The organism is Agrobacterium sp. Azo12 (assembly GCF_029193765.2).
Taxonomy (GTDB): Bacteria; Pseudomonadota; Alphaproteobacteria; order Rhizobiales; family Rhizobiaceae; genus Agrobacterium.
In genome coordinates this window covers 1,195,537-1,217,642 of record NZ_JARFYO020000001.1, presented here as the reverse complement: position 1 = coordinate 1,217,642, position 22,106 = coordinate 1,195,537, and the positions used below count along the sequence as shown (strand labels likewise).

General features: G+C 55.5%; 24 protein-coding genes. 9 read left to right on the top strand and 15 right to left on the bottom strand.

The genetic code is table 11. The features are described 5' to 3' along the window. Positions 1-17: 17 nt before the first annotated feature. Positions 18-863, bottom strand: a complete 846-nt coding sequence (locus PYL13_RS05555; RefSeq protein WP_275640695.1) for a metallophosphoesterase — start codon at positions 861-863, stop codon at positions 18-20. Positions 864-970: 107 nt separating this feature from the next. Then, positions 971-1,573: a superoxide dismutase gene (locus PYL13_RS05550; RefSeq protein WP_192487255.1), complete on the bottom strand. Its 603-nt coding sequence runs from the start codon at positions 1,571-1,573 to the stop codon at positions 971-973. Positions 1,574-1,787: 214 nt separating this feature from the next. Between PYL13_RS05550 and PYL13_RS05545 the strand changes: the two genes are divergently transcribed. Beyond that, positions 1,788-2,120 carry a hypothetical protein gene (locus tag PYL13_RS05545; RefSeq protein ID WP_250983100.1) on the top strand — a complete coding sequence of 111 codons (333 nt, stop codon included), beginning with the start codon at positions 1,788-1,790 and terminating at the stop codon, positions 2,118-2,120. A 21-nt stretch (positions 2,121-2,141) separates the two neighbouring features. On the opposite strand, the gene PYL13_RS05540 is transcribed toward PYL13_RS05545, so the two are convergent. Together PYL13_RS05540 and PYL13_RS05535 are read right to left on the bottom strand one after the other, a co-directional pair. After that, entirely contained in the window at positions 2,142-2,690 is a 549-nt protein-coding gene (locus PYL13_RS05540) for a GNAT family N-acetyltransferase (protein WP_275640694.1), read from the bottom strand. Between the two features lie 73 nt (positions 2,691-2,763). Beyond that, a complete protein-coding gene (locus PYL13_RS05535) occupies positions 2,764-3,645 on the bottom strand; it encodes a branched-chain amino acid aminotransferase (protein ID WP_250983102.1) in 882 nt (293 codons plus the stop codon). A gap of 246 nt (positions 3,646-3,891) precedes the next feature. Between PYL13_RS05535 and tam the strand changes: the two genes are divergently transcribed. After that, entirely contained in the window at positions 3,892-4,662 is a 771-nt protein-coding gene (gene tam / locus PYL13_RS05530) for a trans-aconitate 2-methyltransferase (RefSeq protein WP_275640693.1), read from the top strand. A gap of 80 nt (positions 4,663-4,742) precedes the next feature. On the opposite strand, the gene PYL13_RS05525 is transcribed toward tam, so the two are convergent. Further along, positions 4,743-7,220: a membrane-bound PQQ-dependent dehydrogenase, glucose/quinate/shikimate family gene (locus tag PYL13_RS05525; RefSeq protein WP_275640692.1), complete on the bottom strand. Its 2,478-nt coding sequence runs from the start codon at positions 7,218-7,220 to the stop codon at positions 4,743-4,745. A gap of 380 nt (positions 7,221-7,600) precedes the next feature. Beyond that, positions 7,601-8,803 carry an MFS transporter gene (locus tag PYL13_RS05520; RefSeq protein WP_250983105.1) on the bottom strand — a complete coding sequence of 401 codons (1,203 nt, stop codon included), beginning with the start codon at positions 8,801-8,803 and terminating at the stop codon, positions 7,601-7,603. Positions 8,804-8,906: 103 nt separating this feature from the next. On the opposite strand from PYL13_RS05520, the gene PYL13_RS05515 reads away from it, so the two are divergent. Beyond that, a complete protein-coding gene (locus PYL13_RS05515) occupies positions 8,907-9,800 on the top strand; it encodes a LysR family transcriptional regulator (protein ID WP_275640691.1) in 894 nt (297 codons plus the stop codon). A gap of 36 nt (positions 9,801-9,836) precedes the next feature. On the opposite strand, the gene PYL13_RS05510 is transcribed toward PYL13_RS05515, so the two are convergent. Then, positions 9,837-10,595 carry an SDR family oxidoreductase gene (locus PYL13_RS05510; protein ID WP_275640690.1) on the bottom strand — a complete coding sequence of 253 codons (759 nt, stop codon included), beginning with the start codon at positions 10,593-10,595 and terminating at the stop codon, positions 9,837-9,839. A 104-nt stretch (positions 10,596-10,699) separates the two neighbouring features. Here PYL13_RS05510 and PYL13_RS05505 point away from each other — a divergent pair, with 104 nt between their 5' ends. Then, positions 10,700-11,116, top strand: a complete 417-nt coding sequence (locus PYL13_RS05505) for a winged helix-turn-helix transcriptional regulator (RefSeq protein WP_250983108.1) — start codon at positions 10,700-10,702, stop codon at positions 11,114-11,116. Between the two features lie 96 nt (positions 11,117-11,212). Here PYL13_RS05505 and PYL13_RS05500 read toward each other — a convergent pair whose 3' ends face one another. Then, positions 11,213-11,608, bottom strand: a complete 396-nt coding sequence (locus PYL13_RS05500) for a hypothetical protein (RefSeq protein ID WP_250983109.1) — start codon at positions 11,606-11,608, stop codon at positions 11,213-11,215. A 234-nt stretch (positions 11,609-11,842) separates the two neighbouring features. Between PYL13_RS05500 and PYL13_RS05495 the strand changes: the two genes are divergently transcribed. Beyond that, complete coding sequence (locus tag PYL13_RS05495; RefSeq protein WP_275640689.1) at positions 11,843-13,414, top strand: helicase HerA-like C-terminal domain-containing protein; 1,572 nt, start codon at positions 11,843-11,845, stop codon at positions 13,412-13,414. A gap of 62 nt (positions 13,415-13,476) precedes the next feature. On the opposite strand, the gene PYL13_RS05490 is transcribed toward PYL13_RS05495, so the two are convergent. Both PYL13_RS05490 and PYL13_RS05485 read right to left on the bottom strand, forming a co-directional pair. Further along, complete coding sequence (locus tag PYL13_RS05490) at positions 13,477-13,830, bottom strand: Atu4866 domain-containing protein (protein WP_192487242.1); 354 nt, start codon at positions 13,828-13,830, stop codon at positions 13,477-13,479. Positions 13,831-13,848: 18 nt separating this feature from the next. Next, positions 13,849-14,571 carry an SDR family oxidoreductase gene (locus PYL13_RS05485; RefSeq protein WP_275640688.1) on the bottom strand — a complete coding sequence of 241 codons (723 nt, stop codon included), beginning with the start codon at positions 14,569-14,571 and terminating at the stop codon, positions 13,849-13,851. Between the two features lie 123 nt (positions 14,572-14,694). Here PYL13_RS05485 and PYL13_RS05480 point away from each other — a divergent pair, with 123 nt between their 5' ends. Continuing rightward, on the top strand, positions 14,695-15,591 hold the full coding sequence (locus tag PYL13_RS05480) for a LysR family transcriptional regulator (protein ID WP_275640687.1): 897 nt from the start codon (positions 14,695-14,697) through the stop codon (positions 15,589-15,591). Between the two features lie 340 nt (positions 15,592-15,931). Beyond that, positions 15,932-17,446: an ABC-F family ATP-binding cassette domain-containing protein gene (locus tag PYL13_RS05475; RefSeq protein ID WP_275640686.1), complete on the top strand. Its 1,515-nt coding sequence runs from the start codon at positions 15,932-15,934 to the stop codon at positions 17,444-17,446. 46 nt (positions 17,447-17,492) lie between these two features. Here the strand turns inward: PYL13_RS05475 and PYL13_RS05470 are convergent, their stop codons facing one another. The 3 genes from PYL13_RS05470 to PYL13_RS05460 form a co-directional block, all read right to left on the bottom strand. Next, positions 17,493-18,269: a VOC family protein gene (locus PYL13_RS05470; RefSeq protein WP_275640685.1), complete on the bottom strand. Its 777-nt coding sequence runs from the start codon at positions 18,267-18,269 to the stop codon at positions 17,493-17,495. A 48-nt stretch (positions 18,270-18,317) separates the two neighbouring features. After that, a complete protein-coding gene (locus tag PYL13_RS05465; RefSeq protein ID WP_275640684.1) occupies positions 18,318-18,803 on the bottom strand; it encodes a DUF1579 domain-containing protein in 486 nt (161 codons plus the stop codon). Between the two features lie 101 nt (positions 18,804-18,904). Beyond that, a complete protein-coding gene (locus tag PYL13_RS05460; protein ID WP_275640683.1) occupies positions 18,905-19,633 on the bottom strand; it encodes a DUF899 domain-containing protein in 729 nt (242 codons plus the stop codon). 63 nt (positions 19,634-19,696) lie between these two features. On the opposite strand from PYL13_RS05460, the gene PYL13_RS05455 reads away from it, so the two are divergent. Next, positions 19,697-20,146: a MarR family winged helix-turn-helix transcriptional regulator gene (locus PYL13_RS05455; RefSeq protein WP_275640682.1), complete on the top strand. Its 450-nt coding sequence runs from the start codon at positions 19,697-19,699 to the stop codon at positions 20,144-20,146. A gap of 69 nt (positions 20,147-20,215) precedes the next feature. On the opposite strand, the gene PYL13_RS05450 is transcribed toward PYL13_RS05455, so the two are convergent. After that, positions 20,216-20,638 carry an organic hydroperoxide resistance protein gene (locus PYL13_RS05450; protein ID WP_250983119.1) on the bottom strand — a complete coding sequence of 141 codons (423 nt, stop codon included), beginning with the start codon at positions 20,636-20,638 and terminating at the stop codon, positions 20,216-20,218. A gap of 200 nt (positions 20,639-20,838) precedes the next feature. Between PYL13_RS05450 and PYL13_RS05445 the strand changes: the two genes are divergently transcribed. Beyond that, positions 20,839-21,291 carry a MarR family winged helix-turn-helix transcriptional regulator gene (locus tag PYL13_RS05445; protein ID WP_250983120.1) on the top strand — a complete coding sequence of 151 codons (453 nt, stop codon included), beginning with the start codon at positions 20,839-20,841 and terminating at the stop codon, positions 21,289-21,291. A gap of 57 nt (positions 21,292-21,348) precedes the next feature. Here PYL13_RS05445 and PYL13_RS05440 read toward each other — a convergent pair whose 3' ends face one another. Further along, a complete protein-coding gene (locus tag PYL13_RS05440) occupies positions 21,349-22,074 on the bottom strand; it encodes a L,D-transpeptidase (RefSeq protein ID WP_405049383.1) in 726 nt (241 codons plus the stop codon). Between the last annotated feature and the right edge of the window lie 32 nt (positions 22,075-22,106).

The window sequence follows — 22,106 nt, the reverse complement described above, 5'->3', positions numbered from 1 at the left end:
GACCAATCCTTGAGCGATCAAAGCGCTAGCGTGCGGCTGTCTTCACGACCGAAACCGCGAACCTCGATACGGTCAGCATAGACATCGGCAATGGCAAAGGTGTTTTCGTCAGGCGTGTCCACCATGCCCTTGAAATTGAGAAAATGCTTGCCGTCTATTTCGCCGTAATTACCGACATGGTTATGGCCGCAGAACCACGCCACAAAACAATCATGGTCGGCCAACAACGACAGAATGCGTGGCGTATCCCACAGGTTATGGGCATTATCAGGGAAGACAGGATAGTGGCAGAAGATCACCACCTTCTGATTGAGACGTGCTGCGTCTTCCAGCGTGTTTTCCAGCCAGCCAAACTGCTCATCACTCAATGAACCATTCCAGGTCTGCGCATTGATGGCGCCAACCGCCTGCAATGTCTCCAGCCGCGTGGCGGCGATTTCACGCTTCGGGTCATGTCTTTCCGGTGCAAACAGACTGACGTCAGATCCATCAAGAACAATGAAACGCATACCCTGCTCGGCAAAGTCATGCCAAGGCGATGGCATGCCCAGTCGCTGATAGACGTCTGGCAATTTCTCAGCATCGACGGCAAAGTCGTGATTGCCCGGCAACAGAACGGAACGGTGCCGCAGCTTGTCATAACAAGCAAGAATTACATCGTAGCTGTTCCAGTCACGATCGACCAGATCACCCAGCGTCACGACGAAGGCCAGATCCTCGCCATTCATCGTTTCAATCGCCGCATCGAGCTTGCGTGGGCTACTGGCGTAATAGCGCCCCATATCAGGCTTCGGTTCGATGTCGGCATATTGGGGGTCGGCGATGATGCCGAAGGAAAATAGCGGTGCAGCAAGATGTGTCATGGCGGCGGCTTTATGCCCTGCACATGACAGCGATATGACATCGCGGCCACATAGCAAAACACCCGGCACGAAGGCCGGGTGTCTCGTAAAATCAAAGGTTGAAAACCTTACTTGGAAGCGGCTTCGAAGCGCTCCAGAACGTAGTCCCAGTTGATGAGGTTATCAACGAAGGCTTCGAGGTACTTTGGACGCAGGTTGCGGTAGTCGATGTAGTAGGAGTGTTCCCAAACGTCGACGCCGAGGATCGGCTCTGCACCGTGAACCAGCGGGTTTTCGCCGTTCGGGGTCTTGGAGATTTCGAGCTTGCCGTTCTTGACCGACAGCCATGCCCAGCCGGAGCCGAACTGTGTGGTACCAGCAGCGATGAAGTCTGCCTTGAACTTGTCAAAACCGCCGAGGTCGGAGTTGATTGCAGCTTCCAGCTTGCCAGGCAGCTTGTTGCCGCCGCCGTCCTTCTTCATCCACTTCCAGAAATGAACGTGGTTGTAGTGCTGGGCAGCATTGTTGAACAGGCCAGCATTGGTGCCGAAAGACTTCTTGACGACTTCTTCCAGCGACAGGTCAGCAAGGCCAGCTTCAGCAGCAAGCTTGTTGCCGTTGTCTACGTATGCCTTGTGGTGCTTGTCGTGGTGGAATTCGAGCGTTTCGCGCGACATGTATGGTGCGAGAGCGTCGTAGTCGTATGGAAGTTCGGGAAGTTCGAAGGCCATGGTGGTACTCCTTGTTGCAGCGGTGACCCGCTCCTTGAAACCTTGTGCGCGGAACATAGGAGCGGAACTCAATTGAGGCAACCTGCGAAATATCAAAATGTTCCGGCAAAAGAGAAAATTCCACTACCAACATCACAAATTCACAATCGCATTCGATGGTTGCGTACCGATTCAAGAACTTCGGTTCGGCATTACTGACAAGGAAAGCGACAAGATGAGGAAAACCCTCTGCACTGCAATTCTGGCAAGCCTGATCTCACTCCCTGCTGCCGCCTCATCGGATGAAGCATGGCAGGAGTTTACTGCCGACGTCCAAGCGAAATGCCTTGCCGCCACGGAAGGCATGATCGAGAACGCCAAGATCGTGGTCGATCCGTTTGGTAGCGAAAGCTACGGCCTTGCGATCGTCAGCGGCAAAGCCAAGGGGGCCGACGCGACGATCAGCCATATCTGCGTTTACGACAAGCAGGCAAAGACCGTGGAAATCGGCGGTGAAATGACAACGGACACCGTCAAGATTGATATTCCCGATCAGGCCAAGCCATAAGGCGAGATAGCCCCAATCATATCAGGGCTGGAAGCGCGGCGTCGTATCTGCTTCACCAAGCGGGCGTTGCATCAGCACAGTATCAAGCCACTGGCCATGCTTCCAGCCGATTGACTTCAATGTTCCGACCATTTCAAAACCTGCCGCGCGATGCACGCCGACCGAGGCGGCATTGGCGGAATCACCGATCACTGCCACCATTTGCCGAAAGCCCTTGGCCGTCGCGTCGCCAATTAGCGCATCCAGCAATTTTCGGCCAATGCCCATGCCTTTGGCATCGGGGCTGACATAGACCGAATCCTCGACCGTTGCGCCATAGGCCGGGCGCGCACGGTAGGCACCGGCATAGGCGTAACCAGCGATACGGCCTTCAACCTCAGCCACCAGATAAGAAAACCCGCCGGAGACCAAAGCGTCGCGACGCTTGAGCATTTCATCAACGGAGGGCGGATCGATTTCGAAGCTCGCCTTGCCGTGCAGGACAGCATCACGGTAAATTTCGGTTATCGCTGGGATATCGTCTGTATGGCTCTGACGAATAATGATGTTAAGCGAAGATTTTTCGGCCATTTGCCGTCATCCGGAATATGTGTTGCAGGAGAAAAAAACGGCCGGGGAACCCGGCCGTTTGGTAGATGTGCAATTAGGCGTCAGTGCCTGACTTGGCCCATTCGAGATAAAGCTCCAGTGCCTTGCGGGCGACCGGGCCAGCCTGCAATTCCTTCTCGTCCAGCTTTGTGACCGGCGAAACCTTGGAATAGTTGCCGGAGCAGAAAATCTCGTCGGCGTTCTTGAAGTCTTCCACCGAAAGCGTTGCTTCGCGAACCTCGAAACCCGCCTGACGAAGCAGACCCATAACGCGCGAGCGGGTGATGCCGGCAAGGAAGGTGCGGTTTGGAACCGGGGTCAGGACAACGCCATCCTTGACCATGAAGATGTTGGAGGCTGCCGTTTCAGCAACATTTCCGTTCATATCGCGCATCAGGGCATTGTCGAAACCACGCGAACGGGCCTCAATGATCGCACGGCCGCTATTCGGATAAAGGCTGCCTGCCTTGGCGTCGGTCATTGCAGTTTCCGGCGAAGGGCGACGCAGCGGAGAAACGGTGAGCGTCAGCGACTTGCCCGCATCCATAGGTGCTTCAAACAGGCAAAGAGCAAAACGGGTGGAGGCACCATCCGGTGCAACAACGCTGCCAACCGAGCCATGTTCAGCCCAGTACATCGGCTTGATGTAGATAGCGGTCTTGCCATCAAACTTCTTGACGCCTTCCAGCGCCAGCGCCTCTATCTCTTCCGGGGTCTTTGTCGGGATCATGCCCATGTTGGTGGCCGAGCGATTGACGCGCTGGCAGTGCAGATCCAGATCCGGTGCCAGACCGTCAAACCAACGAGCGCCATCAAATACTGTCGAAGCCAGCCACATGGCATGCGAGGTGGGGCCAATCAACGGCGGATTGCCGGGCAGCCATTCACCGTCAACATAGGTCCAGGTGTTTGATTTCGGTGAAGTATCGACGGCCATTCTCAAAGTCTCCTATAGATAAGTGGCCGGAGTGAATGCCTCGACCTGCATCAGGTCAAGATAATTTTTCCGCAAAAACACAAAACGACGCAAAACAATATCCACCTGCGGTATCTGAGCAAGAATCTTCCATCGAACCAACAACTTGATAAATGGACGCATAACGATAAATGATGGAGCGGGTAAAAACTGTGTAATTGAAACGGGACACCTGAGCGAAGGTGTCAGCATGGGAGACTCACAGATATGGCATGGTCCGCCGCACAATACCTCCGGTTTGAAGATGAAAGAACACGCCCTGCCCGCGATCTGCTGGCGCAGGTTCCGCTGGAAACGGTAATGGCGGGTTATGACCTCGGCTGCGGTCCTGGCAACTCCACAGAGCTTCTGACAAACCGCTACGGTCTGAATGTGATCACCGGCGTGGACAGCGACGACGACATGCTGGAAAAGGCCAGAGATCGCCTACCGAATACCGAGTTTCGCAAAGCCGGCCTCTCCACATGGCAACCCGATACACCGGCCGACCTGCTTTACGCCAATGCGGTTTTCCAATGGATACCGGACCATCTGAGTGTGCTGGAAAAGCTGATGGATCATCTGAAACCGGGCGGCGTGCTGGCGGTACAGATGCCGGACAATCTGTCTGAACCGACCCATGTCTCGATGGGAGAAACCGCGTCTGTCGGGCCTTGGGCCCCGGCCTTTGCCGACGGATCTTTGCGGCGTAAACCACTGCCCTCCCCAACCGCCTATCTCGACCGGCTTGGTCCAAAATCGGCACGGGTCGATGTTTGGCACACGATCTATAACCACCCGATGACGGATGCCAGCGCGATCGTCGAATGGGTGAAAGGTACTGGACTGCGCCCCTATCTGAATGCCGCAGGTGCTGAACATCAGGAAGCGTTTCTGGCTGACTATACGGCGCGCATCGCCAAGGCTTACGCGCCGATGGCGGACGGCCGTGTCCTGCTACGCTTCCCGCGCCTTTTCGTTGTTGCTGTCAAGAAGTGATCCTGCCGGCCGAGCGGTAGCCCCGAGCAAAACAGACAAAGACCCCGCCCATATGCATGGGCGGGTCTTTCATTTTTCAATCAGTTCAGCCGATAGGCAATAACACTGTCACCCAGTGTCGTGCCGATTGAGCCATGACCACCGGCGGCAATGACGACATATTGTTTGCCATCTGCTCCGCGATAGGTGACGGGCGTTGCCTGCCCGCCCGCCGGCAGACGGGCCTGCCACAGTTTTTCACCTGACTTCATGTCGTAAGCTCGCAGATAGTTGTCGAGCGTGGCAGCGGTGAAGGACACACCGCCTGCCGTGGTCAAGGTGCCACCATGGGCGAGGATGCCCATCGGCAACGGGATCGGCCATGAGTATCCCAATATCTTCTGGTCCTGCACCGTGCCGTTGCGACGTTTCCACGCGGTTTTGCCCGTTGTCAGGTCGACGCCAACCATTTCACCCCATGGCGGTGTATTGCATGGCAGCCCGATGCCGGACCGGAAGTTAAGGATGCTTATGCCAAATGGCCCACCTAGATTTTCATTGCCAGGGTTAGTGCCCTCCTTGGTGAAGAGACGGGCATTCAAATCATCCGGTTTGCGTGGATAGGCCTGATAAAGATAGGGCAGATATTGCGGTGTGCCGATCAGCCATTTGTTGACCGGATCAACCGCGATCGACCCCCAGTTGAACACACCAATATTACCCGGCCAGACAAGCGAAGGTTTGCCGATACCCGGAGGTGTAAACGGATTTCCATCGTATCGTGCCTGCTTGAATGCCAGACGGCACATCGCCTGGTCGATCGGTGAGACACCCCACATGTCGACTTCACGCAGCGGTGCCGGTGTGAAGTTCAGCGACGAGACAGGTTGTACCGGTGACGGTTTTTCATTGGGTACATCGGTTTCCGTGCTGACCTTCTGTTCACTGACCGGTAAGATCGGCGTGCCGTCCTGGCGGTTGAGAACCCACAAGTTGCCGCCCTTGGTCGGCATGATCACCGCCGGTACATTCTTGCCGTCCTTGGGAAGGTCGAGAAGTGTCGGCTGAGACGGATTATCACGGTCCCAAAGATCGTGATAGGAGGTCTGGAATTTCCAGCGCAACTTGCCTGTTTCAATATCGAGTGCTGCCAGCGCATCGACAAATTGCGTGTCCTCTTCAGTGCGGTTCATACCGAACTGATCAGGAGACTTGTTGCCGAAAGGCACATAGACAAGACCCAGCGCTTCATCGGCACTGAAGGTTGTCCATGCGGTGGGAGAGTTGGCCTCATAGGTTTCACCGGCGGCGAGAGGCGCTGTTTCATCCGGTTTTCCGGCATCGAATTTCCAGACGATTTTGCCCGTGCGCACATCATAGGCGCGGATCACGCCCGAGGTATTGTCCTCGTAATAATTGTCAGACACCGAACCGCCGATGATGATGAGGTTTTTCGTCACCAAAGGCGCTGATGTCTGCATGTAAGAGGATTCATGCAACATCGGCATTTGCGCCAGAAGATTGACATAACCATTTTCGCCAAACTCGGTGCAAAGTGCACCGGTATCGGCATTCAGCGCATAAAGGCGACCATCAACCGTGGTGGAAATGATACGGCGTGGGCAGGTCAATGTAGCCGGAGCCGGCGCGACCACTTGCGGTGTTTGGGTTTGAGCCTGCGTTTGTGGCTGTGGCTGTGTCGTGCCATCGGTTGCCGGAGCAGTGGGTGCTACAGGAACTGATGTGGCAGCAGGTACTGCAGGGGCGGCGACAAAATCGCTGCTGTCATTATAGGACACACCACGGCATGTCTGGTGTTGGAAGAATGTGCTGGGTTTCAGCTCAGGGTCAAACTTCCATTTAACCTCCCCCGTTTCCGGGACCAGTGCCTCGACAATGTTGTGTGGCGTGCAGAGATACAGCAGTCCGTTGACCTTCAAAGGTGCCACCTCGAAGGTAAACTCCTTGCTGTCATTGGCAGTTTTCAAATCGCCGGTATGGTGTTCCCAGGCAACGGTCAGCCCCTTGACAGTATCGACGTTGATATCACTGAGGGAGGAATAACGTTGGCCGAGATTGTTGCCGCCATAGGCAATCCAATCATCTGCCGGGTAAGCCGGCGTGCCAGTCGCAGCGGGCTCGGCCTGGGCGGTTTGCGGTTGAAGTTCGCCATCAATCAGCCGCGGGTCGACAAACCATGACACGACACCCAATACAGCGATAACAAAAACTGTCATGCGCAACAAAGCAACGCTTTTGCCTTTGGTTTTAAGGCCATAGGGCACCAGCGGTAGGCTGAGCAATAATCCCAGGAAGGTCAGCAATGCACCGCGCGGTATCCATTGCCACTTGTCGAAACCCACTTCCCAGATAGTCCACACGAAGGTGGCGATCAAAAGCAATGCGTAGAGAAAATAGCCGGATTGTCGACGGCGAATGAGCTGGATGGACGCCAGCAACAGACCAATGCCGATAACGACATAAAAGACGCTTCCGCCAGCCATTGCGAGTTGAACACCGGGATACAGTATCGCCAGAGCCAGTATGGCTGCAACAACCCCAATAATGAGAACAAACATGTGTTCTCCTTTCGCAGATCTGAAAAAATCACCGGTGCCGGAAAGGGCTTTCGACATCAGCATCAGCAGAGGTGAAGCGCGCTCTTTTCTCAGGGTGGCTTCAGCGGATGAGCCCATCTTGCCGGGCGTCATTCTTCAAAGACCACAATCCGGTGTCGTAGCTGAACGACATTTCAGGCACCGGTTGCGACAATGTTTTTGACATGCTTCAACTTTAAAGGGAATGCTAATTAACGAGCTTCTGATACACGCAAACAGAATGCTCCGGACACCTCATGTCAGGTTGCACCTTTGCCCCAAACGCAGTGTCGCCTGAAATGTTCCTTCCGCATAGGGAAAGGACGACCGAAGCCGTCCTTTCCCTGCCTCTCGGGCCTATCTTACCGAGCCATTGCGGTGCGGGTTCGATGGTCGAACACCCGAACGCCGAGAGCAGCAATGGCAAGCACCGCGCCCAGAACACTGACGGCAGTCCATCCATCATAGCCCCAGGCGGCGGTTGCGAGAGCAGAACCGCTAGCACCTCCCAGAAACATACTGGTCATAAAGATGGTGTTGATGCGGCTACGGGCTTCCTGATCCAGCGCATAGATGATGTGCTGGTTGGACACGAGGGCACTCTGCACCCCGAAGTCGAGGATGATGACGCCAATAACCAGTGCTGCCAACGACGCCCATGCGCCGAAGACAATCCAGGAGACAAGAGCCAGAACCGCGCCTGACCATACCACGAAGTGTGGTCCACGACTGTCAGCGATACGGCCTGCCAGCGGTGCTGCGAAGATGCCGACAGCACCCACCACACCGAACAGACCAGCGACATCTGCACCCAGATGGAAGTCAGGACCTTGCAGGTAAAGCGCAAGGATGGTCCAGAATGCCGAGAAGGAGCCGAACAGCGCCGCCTGCACCAATGCAGCGATACGCAAATCCGGTTCACGCTTCCAGATGTGCACCAAGGACACCATCGCCTGACGATAAGCCATGCGCGACGATGGCTTGTGGTTTGGAAGGGCAACGAACATCAATGCGGCGGCAAAAAGTGCCATCGGCACGCCGATCCAGAACATTTCCCGCCAGCCGGCATGCTGGCCGACAAAACCGGACAGGGTGCGGCTTAACAGAATGCCTGACAGGAGACCGGCCATAACGGTACCGATGGTGGCGCCACGTTTTTCCGGTGCTGCCAGCGAGGCTGCAAAGGGTACAATCTGTTGAGCGACCGCGGACCCGACGCCGACGGCAAATGAGGCGATGACCAAGATCCATGCGGTTGGTGCGACGGCCGTTGCCGCCAGCGCGACAGACAGAGCCACAAATTGCCCGATGATGAGATATCGGCGATTTACGATGTCCCCGAGCGGCAGAAGCAGCAGCAGGCCGAATGCAAATCCGAGCTGTGTGGCGGTCGGTACAAAGCTGGTGATCGCATCATGCGGGAAACCTGCCTTTATGATGCCGAGCATCGGCTGGCTGTAATAGATATTTGCAGCGGCAATGCCGCTGGCAACCGCCATTGCCAGCAAGCTCCACTTGCTCAAGCTGGCATGTGCCTGCGGTGCACTGGTCTTTGTCGTGTTCATGTTTCACGCCTTTCTGGCCGAAGAGTTGGCGCAGATATACAATTTAATCAAAATAAGATTTAGTGCCCCATATAGTTCAACCCGTATAACGGAAATTGATATAATGAATATCCAAGACGTGTTGGTTTTCACCACGGCTGTTGCTGCTGGTAGCCTGTCCGAGGCGGCAAGACGGCTTGGCATGCCGTCCATGACGGCCACACGTCGCCTGGCTGCACTGGAGGCAACGGTTGGGGTGCGCCTGATGCACCGTACCACCCGCTCGCTTTCGCTAACAGCGGAGGGCGAGACATTTCTACCTTACGCGCAGGCACTGGTGGAAAATACCGAAGAAGCACTCGCCCAGTTTAATTCTGGCACACAAAAGGCAAGCGGCTTGCTGCGCGTGTCCGTTCCTGTGGCTTTTGGCATCCAATTTGTGGCACCTCTCGTGCCACAACTGCTAGAGGCCCATCCCTCCTTGCGCATTTCCCTTGATCTCAACGATGCCCTGCCCGATCTGGTGTCCAGCGGTATGGATCTGGCCATTCGTATTGCCAGGTTAAAGGACAGCAATCTGATTGCCCGCAAATTGGCAGACAATCCGCGTGTTCTTGTGGCGTCACCCGATTACCTCGAAAAATACGGCACGCCGCGCACGCTCGAAGAACTGCAACAGCATGACTGCCTGCCGATTGCCAACATCCAGCAGTGGAACTTCATCGCCGATGGACATGAACGACATATGCGGCTGAACCCGCGCTTTTCCGCGACCAGCATCGAGGGATGCCATGCGGTTAGTATTGCCGGTGGCGGCATTGCCCTGCTTGCCAACTGGAATGTCAAGAAGGACTTGCAGTCCGGGCGACTGGTAGAGGTCAAGCTGGAGGATGCGGCGCCTCAGACAATCGCTATCTGGGCGGTTTATCCCGCTCGCAAGCTGCTGCCAGCCAAGGTCAGCGTGTTCATATCGGCGCTGCAGGACGTTCTGGATAAAAACACATCCGGCAACGGGTGATGGTTGCCGGATGTTGTCTGTCTGGACCGCACCTGTTTATGCGTGGATGGAATTGACCATCTGGAAGACCTTGTCGAAAGCACCGTTTTCAACGGAAAAACGCAGCGGCTTGCAGCGCTCGACCACCACTTCCTTTTCATCCGGACGATTTGTCAGGATATCCATGACTTCCGTGATGAAGGCTTCCAATGGCATGGCGCGTTCGTCCGTTGCCTGATGTTCACCCTGCAGGGTGGTCTGCACATAAGGCGGAACAATCTCGATCACCTCGACCGGCGTTGCCTTTAGCTGCTCGCGCAGCGTCACCGAATAGGCATGGATGGCCGACTTGGTGGCGCTATAGGTTGGGGTTGCAACCATCGGCACAAAGGCAAGGCCTGACGATACGGTCAACACGGTCGCATTCTTCTGTTTCAGGAAATGCGGCAGCAATGCCGCCGTCAGGCGAATGGGCGCCAGAAGATTGGTGGCGATGGTTTCTTCCGCAATCGCAAGGTAGTCAGGCGCTGACGGAATGGCTTCGTTTTTCATGATGCCTGCATTGTTGATGACGGCGTTGAGGGCGGGATAGGCAGCCACGACTTTGTCGGCGAATGCGCTGATGTCGGCTGCGTCCGTCGCATCCATGACAAAGGATGCCATGCCGGGATTTGCCTTGGTGACCTCGTCCAGAACGTTAGCGCGTCTACCGCTGATGATGACCTGATTGCCGAGGGCATGAAATGCTTCGGCCAGTGCACGACCAATGCCGGAACCGCCGCCAGTGATGAGAATGGTGTTACCTGTGGTTTTCATGGCGATGACCTTTCCTTGTTGTCTGGACAAAGATTAGCTATCATCCTCTCCAATCGAAAGAAGGCACCCAAAAGATTTATACTTACCAAAAGGAGAGTGTCTGCATGAAAAGGCATTCCGTCGATCCGATCATCGAAAAACGCCTGCATGATGAGATACCTGATAATGTTGACCCGGTGATTGAAGCGCTGGTGCAGGACATCATCGCCAAGGTGGCAGACAAATGGACGATGCTCATTCTGGAGGTTCTGGAAGAACACGGCACCGTGCGGTTTACACAACTGGGCAAGTTGGTGGGCGGCATCAGCCAGAAGATGCTGACCAAGACACTTCGGCAGATGGAGAGTGACGGGCTGGTGAAACGCACCGTGCATCCAGTTATTCCACCGCATGTCGATTATAGCCTGACCAATCTTGGCCGCAGTCTGGGCGGTGCATTTTGCGGAGTATGGATCTGGGCGGAAACCCATCATGCCGAAATTGAAAAGGCGCGGCGCAATTTTGCTGCAGCGTCCGGCTGAGCCCTGCCCTGTCCCTTGACCAGCCTCCCAAAAAAAGGTGCATCTGCGTTCGAACCGCAGATGCACCCTTTGAAACTTCAGGCGATCAATTTCTGATCAGGTGAACTGGCTGAGACCTGGAACGGAGGCGATAACCTGATCGACAACTTCATCACCAGCGTGCTGGCGGGCAACTGCGATGGTTTCCTTTGCAAGAGCGGTAATCTCGCCCATGCCAAGGCCCTGGCTCATCAACTGCTGGCCAAGCCCCATGATGCCGCCACCACCGATGGCGCTCATCAAGCCACCCAGCAGACCGCCGCCGCCACCGGCGCCTTCACCGTTAAAGCGCGCAACCAGCTCGGTCGCACCGGGAATGGCTTCGATCATGCGGGCGATTGCACCGTCATCGGCTTCGCGCTGCAGAAAACCCAGCATCATGCCAACGGCCTTTTCAGCCACTTCCGGGCTGATACCGACCTTGTCGGCCACCTGCGTTACGAGTTGGTTCATATCGTCACCTCCTGATTATTTTGACGTTAACGTCAAGGTAAAACAAATATCTTGCCGACTCAAGCCACTGTGGCAAACTATGCAGTGATTAGCATGGCGCACAGCAACTTGTTGTTGGACATTGCTTGCAGCCTTACAAGAACATTGCAATAGATTGATAAACAACGAAGCGTGCCTCGTGTATTTGCGAGTGTACCAGTTTACAGTCAGACGCCTAACAGGAGAGATGCCCACATGTTGCAGGATGGAAAACTCTACATCGGCACAAGCCGCAATCCGGACGACACTCTCAACAAGGGCGAATATCTGGAGCTTAAATTCGGCAACAGGCACGGCTTGATTACCGGTGCGACCGGTACCGGTAAAACCGTGACTTTGCAGGTTCTGGCAGAAAGCTTTTCCAATGCCGGCGTGCCGGTATTCTGCGCCGATATCAAAGGCGACCTCTCCGGCATTGCCGCCATTGGCGAGGCAAAAGACTGGGTCAGCAAACGCGCTGAACAGATCGGTTTTTCTGATTTCGCCTTCCAGGAATTCCCGGTCATTTTCTGGGATCTCTATGGTGAAAAAGGCCACCGGGTGCGCGCAACTATTGCCGAAATGGGACCGCTGTTGCTGGCGCGATTGATGGATGCGTCCGAAGCGCAGGAAGGTGTGCTTAACATTGCCTTCAAGATTGCAGACAAGGGTGGCCTGCCGCTTCTCGACCTGAAAGACCTGCAATCCCTGCTCAACTACATGGCGGAAAATGCCTCCGAGCTTTCCGGACAGTTTGGCCTGATTTCCAAGTCATCGGTCGGTTCGTTGCAGCGTGGTCTGCTGGTGTTGGAACAACAGGGTGCTGAACATTTCTTCGGTGAGCCAGCCCTGAAAATCAGCGACATCATGCGTGTTACCAATGATGGACGTGGCGCTGTTTCTGTTCTGTCGGCTGAAAAGCTGATGATGAACCCTCGCCTCTACGGCACCTTCCTGTTGTGGCTGCTGTCGGAACTGTTTGAAGAACTGCCTGAAGTGGGTGACCCGGACAAACCAAAACTGGTGTTCTTCTTCGACGAAGCGCACCTGCTGTTCAACGACGCACCTAAGGTGCTGATCGAGCGCGTGGAACAGGTTGTCCGCCTGATCCGGTCCAAAGGCGTTGGCGTCTACTTCGTGACCCAGAACCCGCTCGATGTGCCAGAGACAGTATTGGCGCAGCTTGGTAACCGTGTGCAGCATGCCTTGCGCGCCTATACCCCACGCGAACAGAAGGCGGTCAAGACCGCTGCCGACACCTTCCGCCAAAACCCTGCCTTCAACACGGCGGAGGTCATCACCACGCTCGGCACCGGTGAGGCGCTGGTTTCAACCCTGCAGGAGAAGGGTGCGCCTTCAATCGTGGAACGCACGCTCATTCGCCCACCCTCTGGTCGCGCCGGTCCCTTGACCGATGCGGAACGGAAAAGCGTGATGAATGTCAGCCCGGTTGCCGGACAGTACGACACCGACCTCGACCGTGAATCCGCGTTTGAAATTCTGACTGCCCGCGCTCAAAAAGCAGCTGAGGCCGAAGCCGCCAAGCGTGCCGCCGAAGAGCAGTCCGCGCAGCCGGACAGCGCTGCAGGGCGATGGACCCTGCCGGGATTTGGCGATGCACCGAAAGAAGCCTCAACAACCGGTTCGCGCGGTTCTGCGCCACGCCGTACCGGTGGTTACCAGCGCGAGACGGTGATTGAAGCCGCAATGAAAAGTGCCGCCCGTTCGGTCGCGACATCGGTCGGTCGGGCGATTGTGCGCGGCATTCTCGGAAGCCTGAAGCGATAAAATATGCCACCGCCCGGCCAGAGAGCACGGGCGGTGGCATCTAATGACGTTCTGGCGACGGCTTATTTCTCGCGGTAAAAAATCATGCCGCCATGATAGAGCACATCGTCAACAAACTTGCCGTCCGCAGTAAAGCCGGTGTCATCCCAATAATCGATATGATTGCCGGTGACTTCGTAACGCCCCTGATAGGCGCTTTTGCGTTGGCCGCGCGCTTCATCATAGCGCCCGTTTGCCAACAGTTCCTGGCGGATCTGACCGTCGCCCGTCACCCACATGCCAATGTAAGGATGTGTAACCGCTTGCGATGTCTGCTCGGTGTTTTCTGTTTTCATCATGGAGTTCGCTCTGGACGGGCTGGCATCTGCAGCGACAGATGCGAGCGCCATCGCAATTGATGTTGAAACCATTTTCATTTGCTGGACCTCCTCGCGTCACGCAGCCGTCGGGCGCACGACGATTTCATTAACGTCAACGCCATCAGGTTGTTCGATGGCAAACCGCACGGCGCGGCCAATGGCATCCGGCTTCAACGCAATGGCGCGGTAGCTTTTCATCAGTTCGGCGGCTGCCGGATCGGTGATGGTGTCAGCCAGTTCGCTTTCCACCACGCCGGGATGGATGCAGGTCACCCTGATATCCTTGTGCTCCTGACGCAGACCATCGGAGATGGCGCGTACCGCAAATTTAGTCGCACAATAGACCGCTGCCGTCGGAGACACTGCAAGTGCACCGATCGAGGCGATATTGATAATCTGACCGGACTTACGGTTGATCATTTCCGGCAGGACCGCCGCAACACCGTAGAGCACACCCTTGATGTTGACGTCGATCATGCGGTCCCACTCGGCAACCTTCAGCGACGACATCAGCGACAAGGGCATGATACCGGCATTATTGACGATAACGTCGACCTGTCCGAAAGCCTTACGACCAGCCTCGACGAAGTCTGCGACGCTTTCCCGGTGTGTCACATTCAACGGATGGGCGACCACATCGGCACCAGTCAGACGTAACTCGTCTGCCAATGCCTCCAAGCGATCCGTGCGACGGGCGCCCAAAACCAGCTTGGCGCCAGCGGCAGCAAGTTCCCGTGCAATGCCTGCACCGATACCACTGGATGCGCCTGTAATAAGAACGACTTTGTTCATTGCCATGTGTCATCTCCTTGGTTTGCCAGCTCGACCTTTCCGGCCTCTGCTGTTGCAATTAAGATAATTCACAGGCATTGTCGTGATAACCGCCTCAATCATGAACTCAGTAGTTAGATTTTCTAACCAATGAATATCGATCTCAATGCACTATCAGCTTTTTGCCTGGTCGCCGAGGAGCGTAATTTCCGCGCCGCAGCCGACCGTCTTGGTGTCACGCGCTCGGCGGTCAGCCAGACCATTCGCAAGCTTGAGGAAACGATGGGCATTGCGCTCGTCCAACGCACGACACGCAGCGTCAGCCTGACCGAAGCAGGGCAACAGCTTTATGCCGATGTGTCACCATCAATCGCCAATCTCGTACAGGCCACCCTCACCACATCGTCGTTCAGCGGTGCGGTGCGCGGGCAATTGCGGCTAGCGGTGTCGTCGATCGCCGAACGCTTTCTGTCCGGGCCGCTGCTGGCCAGTTTTGCCGAAACCTATCCAGAAGTGCAGCTGGATATTGTCGTCACCGATGAGGAGTTCGACATTGTTGCCGAACAATATGATGCGGGCGTACGACTGGGTGAGTTGATTGCCCAAGACATGATCGCGGTGCCTGTTTCGGTCGAGCAGCGTCAGCTTGCGGTCTGCGCACCAGCTTACAGAGATCGCCATGGCCTACCCTCACATCCTGCAGAGCTGATCGACCACAGATGTATCGGTTGGCGTGCCCGTCCCGGCGTTGCCCCCTATCGATGGGAGTTTGCGGAAAACGACCGTGAATTTACCGTGGCGGTGGAACCGGAATTTACCACCAATGATATGCAACTGATGATCAAGCTGGCCTGCGCCGGTGCCGGCATTACCTTCGGTATGGAAGAGACATTTCGTCCATACATAGAACGTGGACAGCTGGTGTCGATACTGGATGGTTATTGCCCGAGCTTTGCGGGGTTTTATCTCTATTACCCAAACCGTCGTAATCTGGCACCCAAACTTCGGGCCTTCATTGACCACGTCCGGCTGCCACGGCGCAGTTGACCGCCAGGTGGCCAATGTCGGCTGATTGTTTCAGAAAACAGCCTGTGTTATGAATTGGCATCCGAAACCGGTTTTGAAAGGAGGCTTCGCATGGACATTTCATGCTTCTGGCGTTTTTGCCAGATCACGCACCTTTCTGCCCTGCAAATGCGTTTGCGGGGCTGACCGGACACATATCACTCTGGTTTGCCTACCGTAGCGGTTATACGCAGCACGACCTTTGCGTTGTGCCTGCACGTTCTTGATCGCCGGATTTTGCTGTCGTGTTGCCGAAGGCACCGTCAGCATATTCTCATGGGTAATTCCCATGGGTTCCGGCTTGGCAGACCCGAGAATTTCAATGACTTTGATCAATATTCGTGACCTTGGCGTCACACTCACCACACCCCTTTTTACGCACCTTAACCTGAGCATTTCGGCCGGTGACCGCATCGGCCTTGTTGCCGCCAATGGGCGGGGCAAGTCGACCCTGTTGCGGGCAATGGCAGGAGAAATAGACACAACCGAAGGCCAGCTCACCTCGGCGCGCGGCGTCACCATCGGCCATGTTACCCAGCATATAACACCGGCGCTGGCGAAGCTTTCTTTTCGCGACATGGTCTCCGGTGGCCTGCCTGACGAGCAGGCGACCATGGAAAGCTGGCGTGTCGACATGCTGCTGGATATGCTCGAGGTACCAGCTGAGATGAGGGGCCGGTCGCTTTCTGAATTGAGTGGCGGCTGGCAACGACAGGCCCTTCTGGCCAGGGTCTGGATACGCGAGCCCGACGTGTTGCTGCTGGACGAACCGACCAATCACCTCGATCTGGAGCGAATAGCTGTCCTTGAGAACTGGCTGGCCGGGCTGCCCCGAGAAACGGCAATCGTCATTGCCAGCCACGATCGGGCGTTTCTGGATGCAACAACACGCAGCACCCTGTTCCTTCGGCCGGAACGTTCACAATCCTTTGCCCTGCCCTACAGCAAGGCACGTATTGCACTTGATGAAGTGGATGCCTCGGAAGAACGCCTCTATCAGCGCAACATCAAGGTGGCGCAGCAACTGCGCCAGCAGGCCGCCAAGCTGAAGAACATCGGCATCAATTCCGGCAGCGACCTGCTTGTCGTCAAAACAAAACAACTGAAGGAGCGCGCAGAAAAGCTGGAGGATGCTTCACGTCCTGCGTACCGCGAACAGTCGAGCGGCAACATTGCATTGGCCAGCCGCCGTACACACGCCAAGGTGTTGCTTAGCCTTGAGGACGCCGACGTGACGACACCGGACGGAACGCTGTTGTTCAGGACCGGCAAACAATACATTCGCCAGGGCGACCGCATCGTCCTGCTGGGTCGCAATGGTGTTGGAAAATCCTGCCTGATACGGATGTTGAAGGCCGCGATTGAACAGCCGTCGGCGACCGGCCGTATCCGCGCAACACCGTCGCTGGTGCTTGGCTACGCTGATCAGGCGCTGAATGTGTTGTCACCAGAGGAAACGCCGCTTGCCGCAATAACCCGGCGTTTTGATATCTCCGACCAGCAGGCTCACACCCTGCTGGCAGGGGCCGGCATCAGCATCATCATGCAACAGCGCGCTACCAGTCTGTTGTCAGGCGGGCAAAAGGCACGGCTCAGCATGCTGGTGCTGCGGTTGATGGCACCCAATTTCTACCTGCTGGATGAACCAACCAACCATCTCGACATCGAGGGCCAAGAAACGCTTGGCGAAGAGCTGACCGGCAAGACCACGAGTTGCGTTCTGGTATCCCATGACCGCAGCTTTATCAGGGATGTTGCCAACCGCTTCTGGCTGATCGAAAAACGCAAACTGATTGAGGTCGATGACCCCGAAGATTTCTTTGCGTCCTTCGGATAAAAAATGTCCCCTTTGCCGGGTCAGGGCAAAGGGGACATATCTACGTTTACTTGCGTGGTGCGACGAGCGAGAAATAGGCCCCATGTGGGTCAAGGCAATTGACGATCCAGCTGCCGCCGGGCACTTCCATGGGACCGTTTATTACCTGGCCGCCGCCGGTGCTGACACGTGTAACGGCCTCATCGATGGCGTCGACATTGAAGTAGTAACCCCAGTGACAAACGGGAACCTGTGGCAAGCGTTTCATCATGCCGCCAATGGCTTTGCCCTTATAGGCAAAAATGCGGTATGGCCCCATTTCACCCATGTCCATATCATGGTCCTTCGTCCAACCAAAGACACTGCCATAAAAGGTACTCGCCCGTTCGACGTCGTCAGTGAAAAGCTCGCTCCAGCCGACGTGGCCGGGTGCATCCGGAGCTGCTTCCGGTGGCTGGTTATCCATAGGCAGAGGTGTCATGATGCACAGAACCGCCCCGTCAGGATCTTTCACCACGGCGAACCTGCCAACCTCTGGAATGTCTTCCGCCGGGCGCATGATGCTTCCGCCTTCGGCGTCGATCTTGCGCACCGTCTCATCGACATTGTCGACAGCCACATAACCCGTCCAGTTCGGTGGTATGCCACTTCTCGCAAACTCGTCGGTCAGTTCCATCATTCCGCCGACACCCCGACCATTGGTCTCGAAAATGGTGTAGGGCATGGCGGCATTTTCGAATGGCGCCGCCGTCCATCCAACAACAAAACCGTAAAACCGTGCTGCAGCTTCGGTATCGGGCGTCATCAGTTCATACCAGATGAACTTGCCATGCGTATCAGACATTGCACTCTCCCATTGGTCACATGTTAAGCGGCACAAACGTAACCGCTGTCATTTCCGGCGAAATTCAGAAGACATGAATTGTTTGAAACTGCCATCCGGCTGCCTGACGCTGCCGGAAAATGTTCTGTTATTGTCGTCATGCAATGTCAGGACATCGTGATAAAGGGCGGTGCCGCCAGTGCCATCCATGGCGGGACCTTCGGCTTCCAGCGTCAGTGTTTTGCCGTCTGCTTCCAGCCGGCCCTTGTAGACCCAGAGGTTGGTCATCATAGACCCGACCCAGGTGCCGACAAAATCTCCCTTATCAGGGTCATAGCCAACCGTAATAAGCGCAGTCATCGGGCTGCCATCCGGCATCTTTCCCTTGCCTTCGCCAACGATCCAAAGACCGCCGATGGATTTAACAGTTTCGGTAAACACCTGCTCGGGATCATCGGGATTATAGCCTACATGTCCCGATGTGGACACCATAACCCAGTCACCCACGATCCGTTGCAGGAACTCATGCTGTTTTTGCGGCTTGGCACTTTCCATAATCTTTCCCTCCAGAGATTACGTAAGGGTGTTAAGCACTCCAAATCCTTTTGTTGACGCATGATCCGGTTGGCGGTGTTGCAGCCTTTCCAGATGATGTTTCAATGGCAGCAGCTTGCGGCCTTCGGTACATCTTCGTACTGATCGTGGCGTCGCACCCAGTTCATCACGCCGTCTTCGTTTCGTCCCTTGGGCACCAGATCCAGCAGCATCAAAGTACCGATGGTCTGTTCGCAGCCGCGGGCATAGGTGGAATAGGTATGGAAAACCTCGCCATTTTCGTCTTTTGCAAACACGCTGATACCATGCAAATCCTTGAGGTCGCCCATGGGCGGTATCTCGCGGTAGTTATAAGTGATCCCTCCGTCTGAAAGTTCTTCATCCCGGAAAGACACCTGATAGTCGTAATTGAAATCGCTGTCCCCGGCCGAGACCCAAGGAAACTTCCAGCCCATACGTGTCTTGTAGGCCTCAATCTTTGCCAGTGGCGCACGAGACACGGCAACGAATGTGGCATCGGCATGCTGCATGTGTATGACAGAGCCATCGACGTGATCGGCGAAGAAAGAACAGCCGACACAGCCCTCCTCCCAGTCCGGTGCCAGCATGAAATGATAGATGATGAGCTGGCTGCGGCCATCAAACAATTCGGAAAGATTTTTGGGACCAGACGGTGCGTCGAAAATGTAGTCCTTGCTGACCTTCTCCCATGGCAGTTCTCGTCGCGCTTCATTCAGCCGGTCTCGCGCACGTGTGGCTTCCTTCTCCAGCACGAGAAGGTTTTTGCGGGCTTCCAGCCATTCCTTTTGGGAAACGACAGCATGAGACATGATCAATCCTCCTTCGATCAGCTTTTGCTTGACTAATTACGTTGATATCAACATATATTAGCCATGTCAAATGTCACAGTGATTCCTTTTTCAACAACGCCTCTGGTGCGCGATAGTTGCCTTTGCCTTCACGCACAAAGGGCAGCGCGTGCGCTGGCGCGGCGTTTCGACAATGCATTGAAGCCCTTGGGCATGACCAATGGCCAGTTCTCACTGCTGATGTCGCTCAACAGACCGGAACCGCCGCCGATGGGACCAGTGGCGCAACTGCTCGCCATGGACAGGACCACACTGACGGCCGCCCTCAAACCTCTTCAGAAAAAAGGCCTCGTCAGCATTGAGCCCGACCCCAGAGACAAGCGGGGAAAAAGACTGCGCTTGACCGAAGCGGGCATGCAACTGCTGGTCAGCGCCTTTCCGATCTGGGAAAGTGTCCATGCGGATGTTGAACGGCGTATCGTCAGCGGTGACCCAAGCCGTCTGCGGCAGGACCTGCTCGACATCTCCAGATAACATCCTTCATACAAACCCATGAAAAAACCGGCGGGATGAACCGCCGGCTTTATGTTCGTATTACTGCAATTACTCAACAGTGACAGGCACTTCCGTCGAGGTGCGCAAGGCGTGGCTGTATGGGCACACGATGTGTGCTGCAGCAGCCAGTTTTTCAGCCACTTCGCGCTCGACGCCTGGAATATGGACGCTGAGAGCAACATCAATTCCGAAACCACCGCCATCCTCGCGCGGACCAATACCCACGGTTGCTGTCACAGTGGTGTCTTCAGAAATCTTTACCTTTTCCTTGCCAGCAACAACCTTAAGCGCGCCGAGGAAGCAGGCCGAATAACCGGCTGCAAAAAGCTGCTCTGGGTTCGTGCCGGTTGCGCCGTCGCCGCCGAGCTCTTTAGGAACTGTCAGTGTTACATCCAGAACACCATTTTCCGAAACGGCGCGGCCAGCGCGGCCACCGGTTGCACTTGCTTTTGTCTTGTACAGAATTGGCATGGCATTAACTCCCTTCGGTTGATTTGATAAGCATTACCTATCACTCCATTTAATTGCGCGCAATATAATTTTGCGCATTGCCATCAAAAATATTATCTGTGAAAAGCAGAACAACGTCAGAAATAATCTTTGGCGGCATGACCAAGGAACTTACAGCCCCGCCGATTGTTCCATTACGCGAGGGATTTGCAGGAGACGCCATGGACAGGGATGAACTTGAGAAGCATCTACAACTGGAACATCAGATTTGCTTTGCCCTTTACGGTGCGGCCCACGCATTTACGCGGGCCTATAAACCTCTTTTGGATCCGCTTGGCCTGACTTACCCGCAGTATATAGCCATGATGGCCCTTTGGGAAAAAGAGACCGCCACCGTCAAGGCGCTCGGCGAAATGTTGGGCCTAGATTCAGGCACCCTCTCCCCCCTCCTCAAGCGGCTTGAGCAAGCAGGGCTGATCAGTCGCAAGCGCAGCCTTGAAGACGAGCGTCAGGTATTGATTACGCTGACCGATCGTGGACGGGACTTGAAGAAAGATGCGGTTGGCGTGATGCAGGCGATTGGCCAGGCAACCGGCTGCGGATTTGACGAATTGGCAGCCATACGCGACACGCTCAAGAACCTCAGCGCACGGCTCAACGACACCCAAAACTAAAACGCCGCATGCGCACTGCATACGGCGTTTTGAAATCATATATTAATGTCAGGACAATTACTGCCAGACGACGATACGCGCCTTGTTGGGAACGCGCTCATAGAGGTCAATGATGTCCTGGTTCATCAGACGTACACAGCCTGAGGAAACGGCCTTGCCGATGGAATTCCACTCGGGAGAACCGTGCAGGCGGTAAAGCGTATCCTGCCCGTTCTGGAAGATGTAGAGCGCACGCGCGCCAAGCGGATTCTTCAAACCAGGCTGCATGCCGCCATTCTTGGAAGAATATTTGGCGAGTTCTGGCTGACGGGCAACCATTTCATCTGGCGGGGTCCACTTTGGCCATTTCTGACGCCACTGGATAACGCCCTCACCCTGCCATGCAAAACCCTGGCGGCCGATGCCAACGCCGTAGCGCATGGCCGAACCACCCTGCTCAACAAGGTAGAGGAAGCGCGACCGCGTATCGACAACCACGGTGCCGGGCCGTTCGCCGGTCGGGTCGACAACCCGCTGGCGGTAAAAACGCGAGTCGATCTGCCTGAAAGGCACGGCTGGGATGACATAACCGCCATCCTCAATCGAGCCGTACATGACATTCAGTTCTTCGTCACTCAAACGACCGCCAAAAAACTGGCGAACGCCACCGGATATATTGTTGGCGACTGCGGAAGGATTGTAGTTGCCGGAAGATGCACAGCCCGTGAGCAGGGCCGCGGAAGACAGGCCAAGCAAAGACAGGAAGGATCTTTTGGAAAAATCTGGTTGGTCGGGGTTCATCATGAAGGCCGGAATTCTTTCATAAGCGGGACATC

What these genes read in the sequence shown, in the direction of transcription:
- PYL13_RS05555 (WP_275640695.1), bottom strand. Translation starts at nt 863, where the DNA reads ATGACACATCTTGCTGCACCGCTATTTTCCTTCGGCATCATCGCCGAC.
- PYL13_RS05550 (WP_192487255.1), bottom strand. Translation starts at nt 1,573, where the DNA reads ATGGCCTTCGAACTTCCCGAACTTCCATACGACTACGACGCTCTCGCA.
- PYL13_RS05545 (WP_250983100.1), top strand. Translation starts at nt 1,788, where the DNA reads ATGAGGAAAACCCTCTGCACTGCAATTCTGGCAAGCCTGATCTCACTC.
- PYL13_RS05540 (WP_275640694.1), bottom strand. Translation starts at nt 2,690, where the DNA reads ATGGCCGAAAAATCTTCGCTTAACATCATTATTCGTCAGAGCCATACA.
- PYL13_RS05535 (WP_250983102.1), bottom strand. Translation starts at nt 3,645, where the DNA reads ATGGCCGTCGATACTTCACCGAAATCAAACACCTGGACCTATGTTGAC.
- tam (WP_275640693.1), top strand. Translation starts at nt 3,892, where the DNA reads ATGGCATGGTCCGCCGCACAATACCTCCGGTTTGAAGATGAAAGAACA.
- PYL13_RS05525 (WP_275640692.1), bottom strand. Translation starts at nt 7,220, where the DNA reads ATGTTTGTTCTCATTATTGGGGTTGTTGCAGCCATACTGGCTCTGGCG.
- PYL13_RS05520 (WP_250983105.1), bottom strand. Translation starts at nt 8,803, where the DNA reads ATGAACACGACAAAGACCAGTGCACCGCAGGCACATGCCAGCTTGAGC.
- PYL13_RS05515 (WP_275640691.1), top strand. Translation starts at nt 8,907, where the DNA reads ATGAATATCCAAGACGTGTTGGTTTTCACCACGGCTGTTGCTGCTGGT.
- PYL13_RS05510 (WP_275640690.1), bottom strand. Translation starts at nt 10,595, where the DNA reads ATGAAAACCACAGGTAACACCATTCTCATCACTGGCGGCGGTTCCGGC.
- PYL13_RS05505 (WP_250983108.1), top strand. Translation starts at nt 10,700, where the DNA reads ATGAAAAGGCATTCCGTCGATCCGATCATCGAAAAACGCCTGCATGAT.
- PYL13_RS05500 (WP_250983109.1), bottom strand. Translation starts at nt 11,608, where the DNA reads ATGAACCAACTCGTAACGCAGGTGGCCGACAAGGTCGGTATCAGCCCG.
- PYL13_RS05495 (WP_275640689.1), top strand. Translation starts at nt 11,843, where the DNA reads ATGTTGCAGGATGGAAAACTCTACATCGGCACAAGCCGCAATCCGGAC.
- PYL13_RS05490 (WP_192487242.1), bottom strand. Translation starts at nt 13,830, where the DNA reads ATGAAAATGGTTTCAACATCAATTGCGATGGCGCTCGCATCTGTCGCT.
- PYL13_RS05485 (WP_275640688.1), bottom strand. Translation starts at nt 14,571, where the DNA reads ATGGCAATGAACAAAGTCGTTCTTATTACAGGCGCATCCAGTGGTATC.
- PYL13_RS05480 (WP_275640687.1), top strand. Translation starts at nt 14,695, where the DNA reads ATGAATATCGATCTCAATGCACTATCAGCTTTTTGCCTGGTCGCCGAG.
- PYL13_RS05475 (WP_275640686.1), top strand. Translation starts at nt 15,932, where the DNA reads ATGACTTTGATCAATATTCGTGACCTTGGCGTCACACTCACCACACCC.
- PYL13_RS05470 (WP_275640685.1), bottom strand. Translation starts at nt 18,269, where the DNA reads ATGTCTGATACGCATGGCAAGTTCATCTGGTATGAACTGATGACGCCC.
- PYL13_RS05465 (WP_275640684.1), bottom strand. Translation starts at nt 18,803, where the DNA reads ATGGAAAGTGCCAAGCCGCAAAAACAGCATGAGTTCCTGCAACGGATC.
- PYL13_RS05460 (WP_275640683.1), bottom strand. Translation starts at nt 19,633, where the DNA reads ATGTCTCATGCTGTCGTTTCCCAAAAGGAATGGCTGGAAGCCCGCAAA.
- PYL13_RS05455 (WP_275640682.1), top strand. Translation starts at nt 19,697, where the DNA reads ATGTCAAATGTCACAGTGATTCCTTTTTCAACAACGCCTCTGGTGCGC.
- PYL13_RS05450 (WP_250983119.1), bottom strand. Translation starts at nt 20,638, where the DNA reads ATGCCAATTCTGTACAAGACAAAAGCAAGTGCAACCGGTGGCCGCGCT.
- PYL13_RS05445 (WP_250983120.1), top strand. Translation starts at nt 20,839, where the DNA reads ATGGACAGGGATGAACTTGAGAAGCATCTACAACTGGAACATCAGATT.
- PYL13_RS05440 (WP_405049383.1), bottom strand. Translation starts at nt 22,074, where the DNA reads ATGATGAACCCCGACCAACCAGATTTTTCCAAAAGATCCTTCCTGTCT.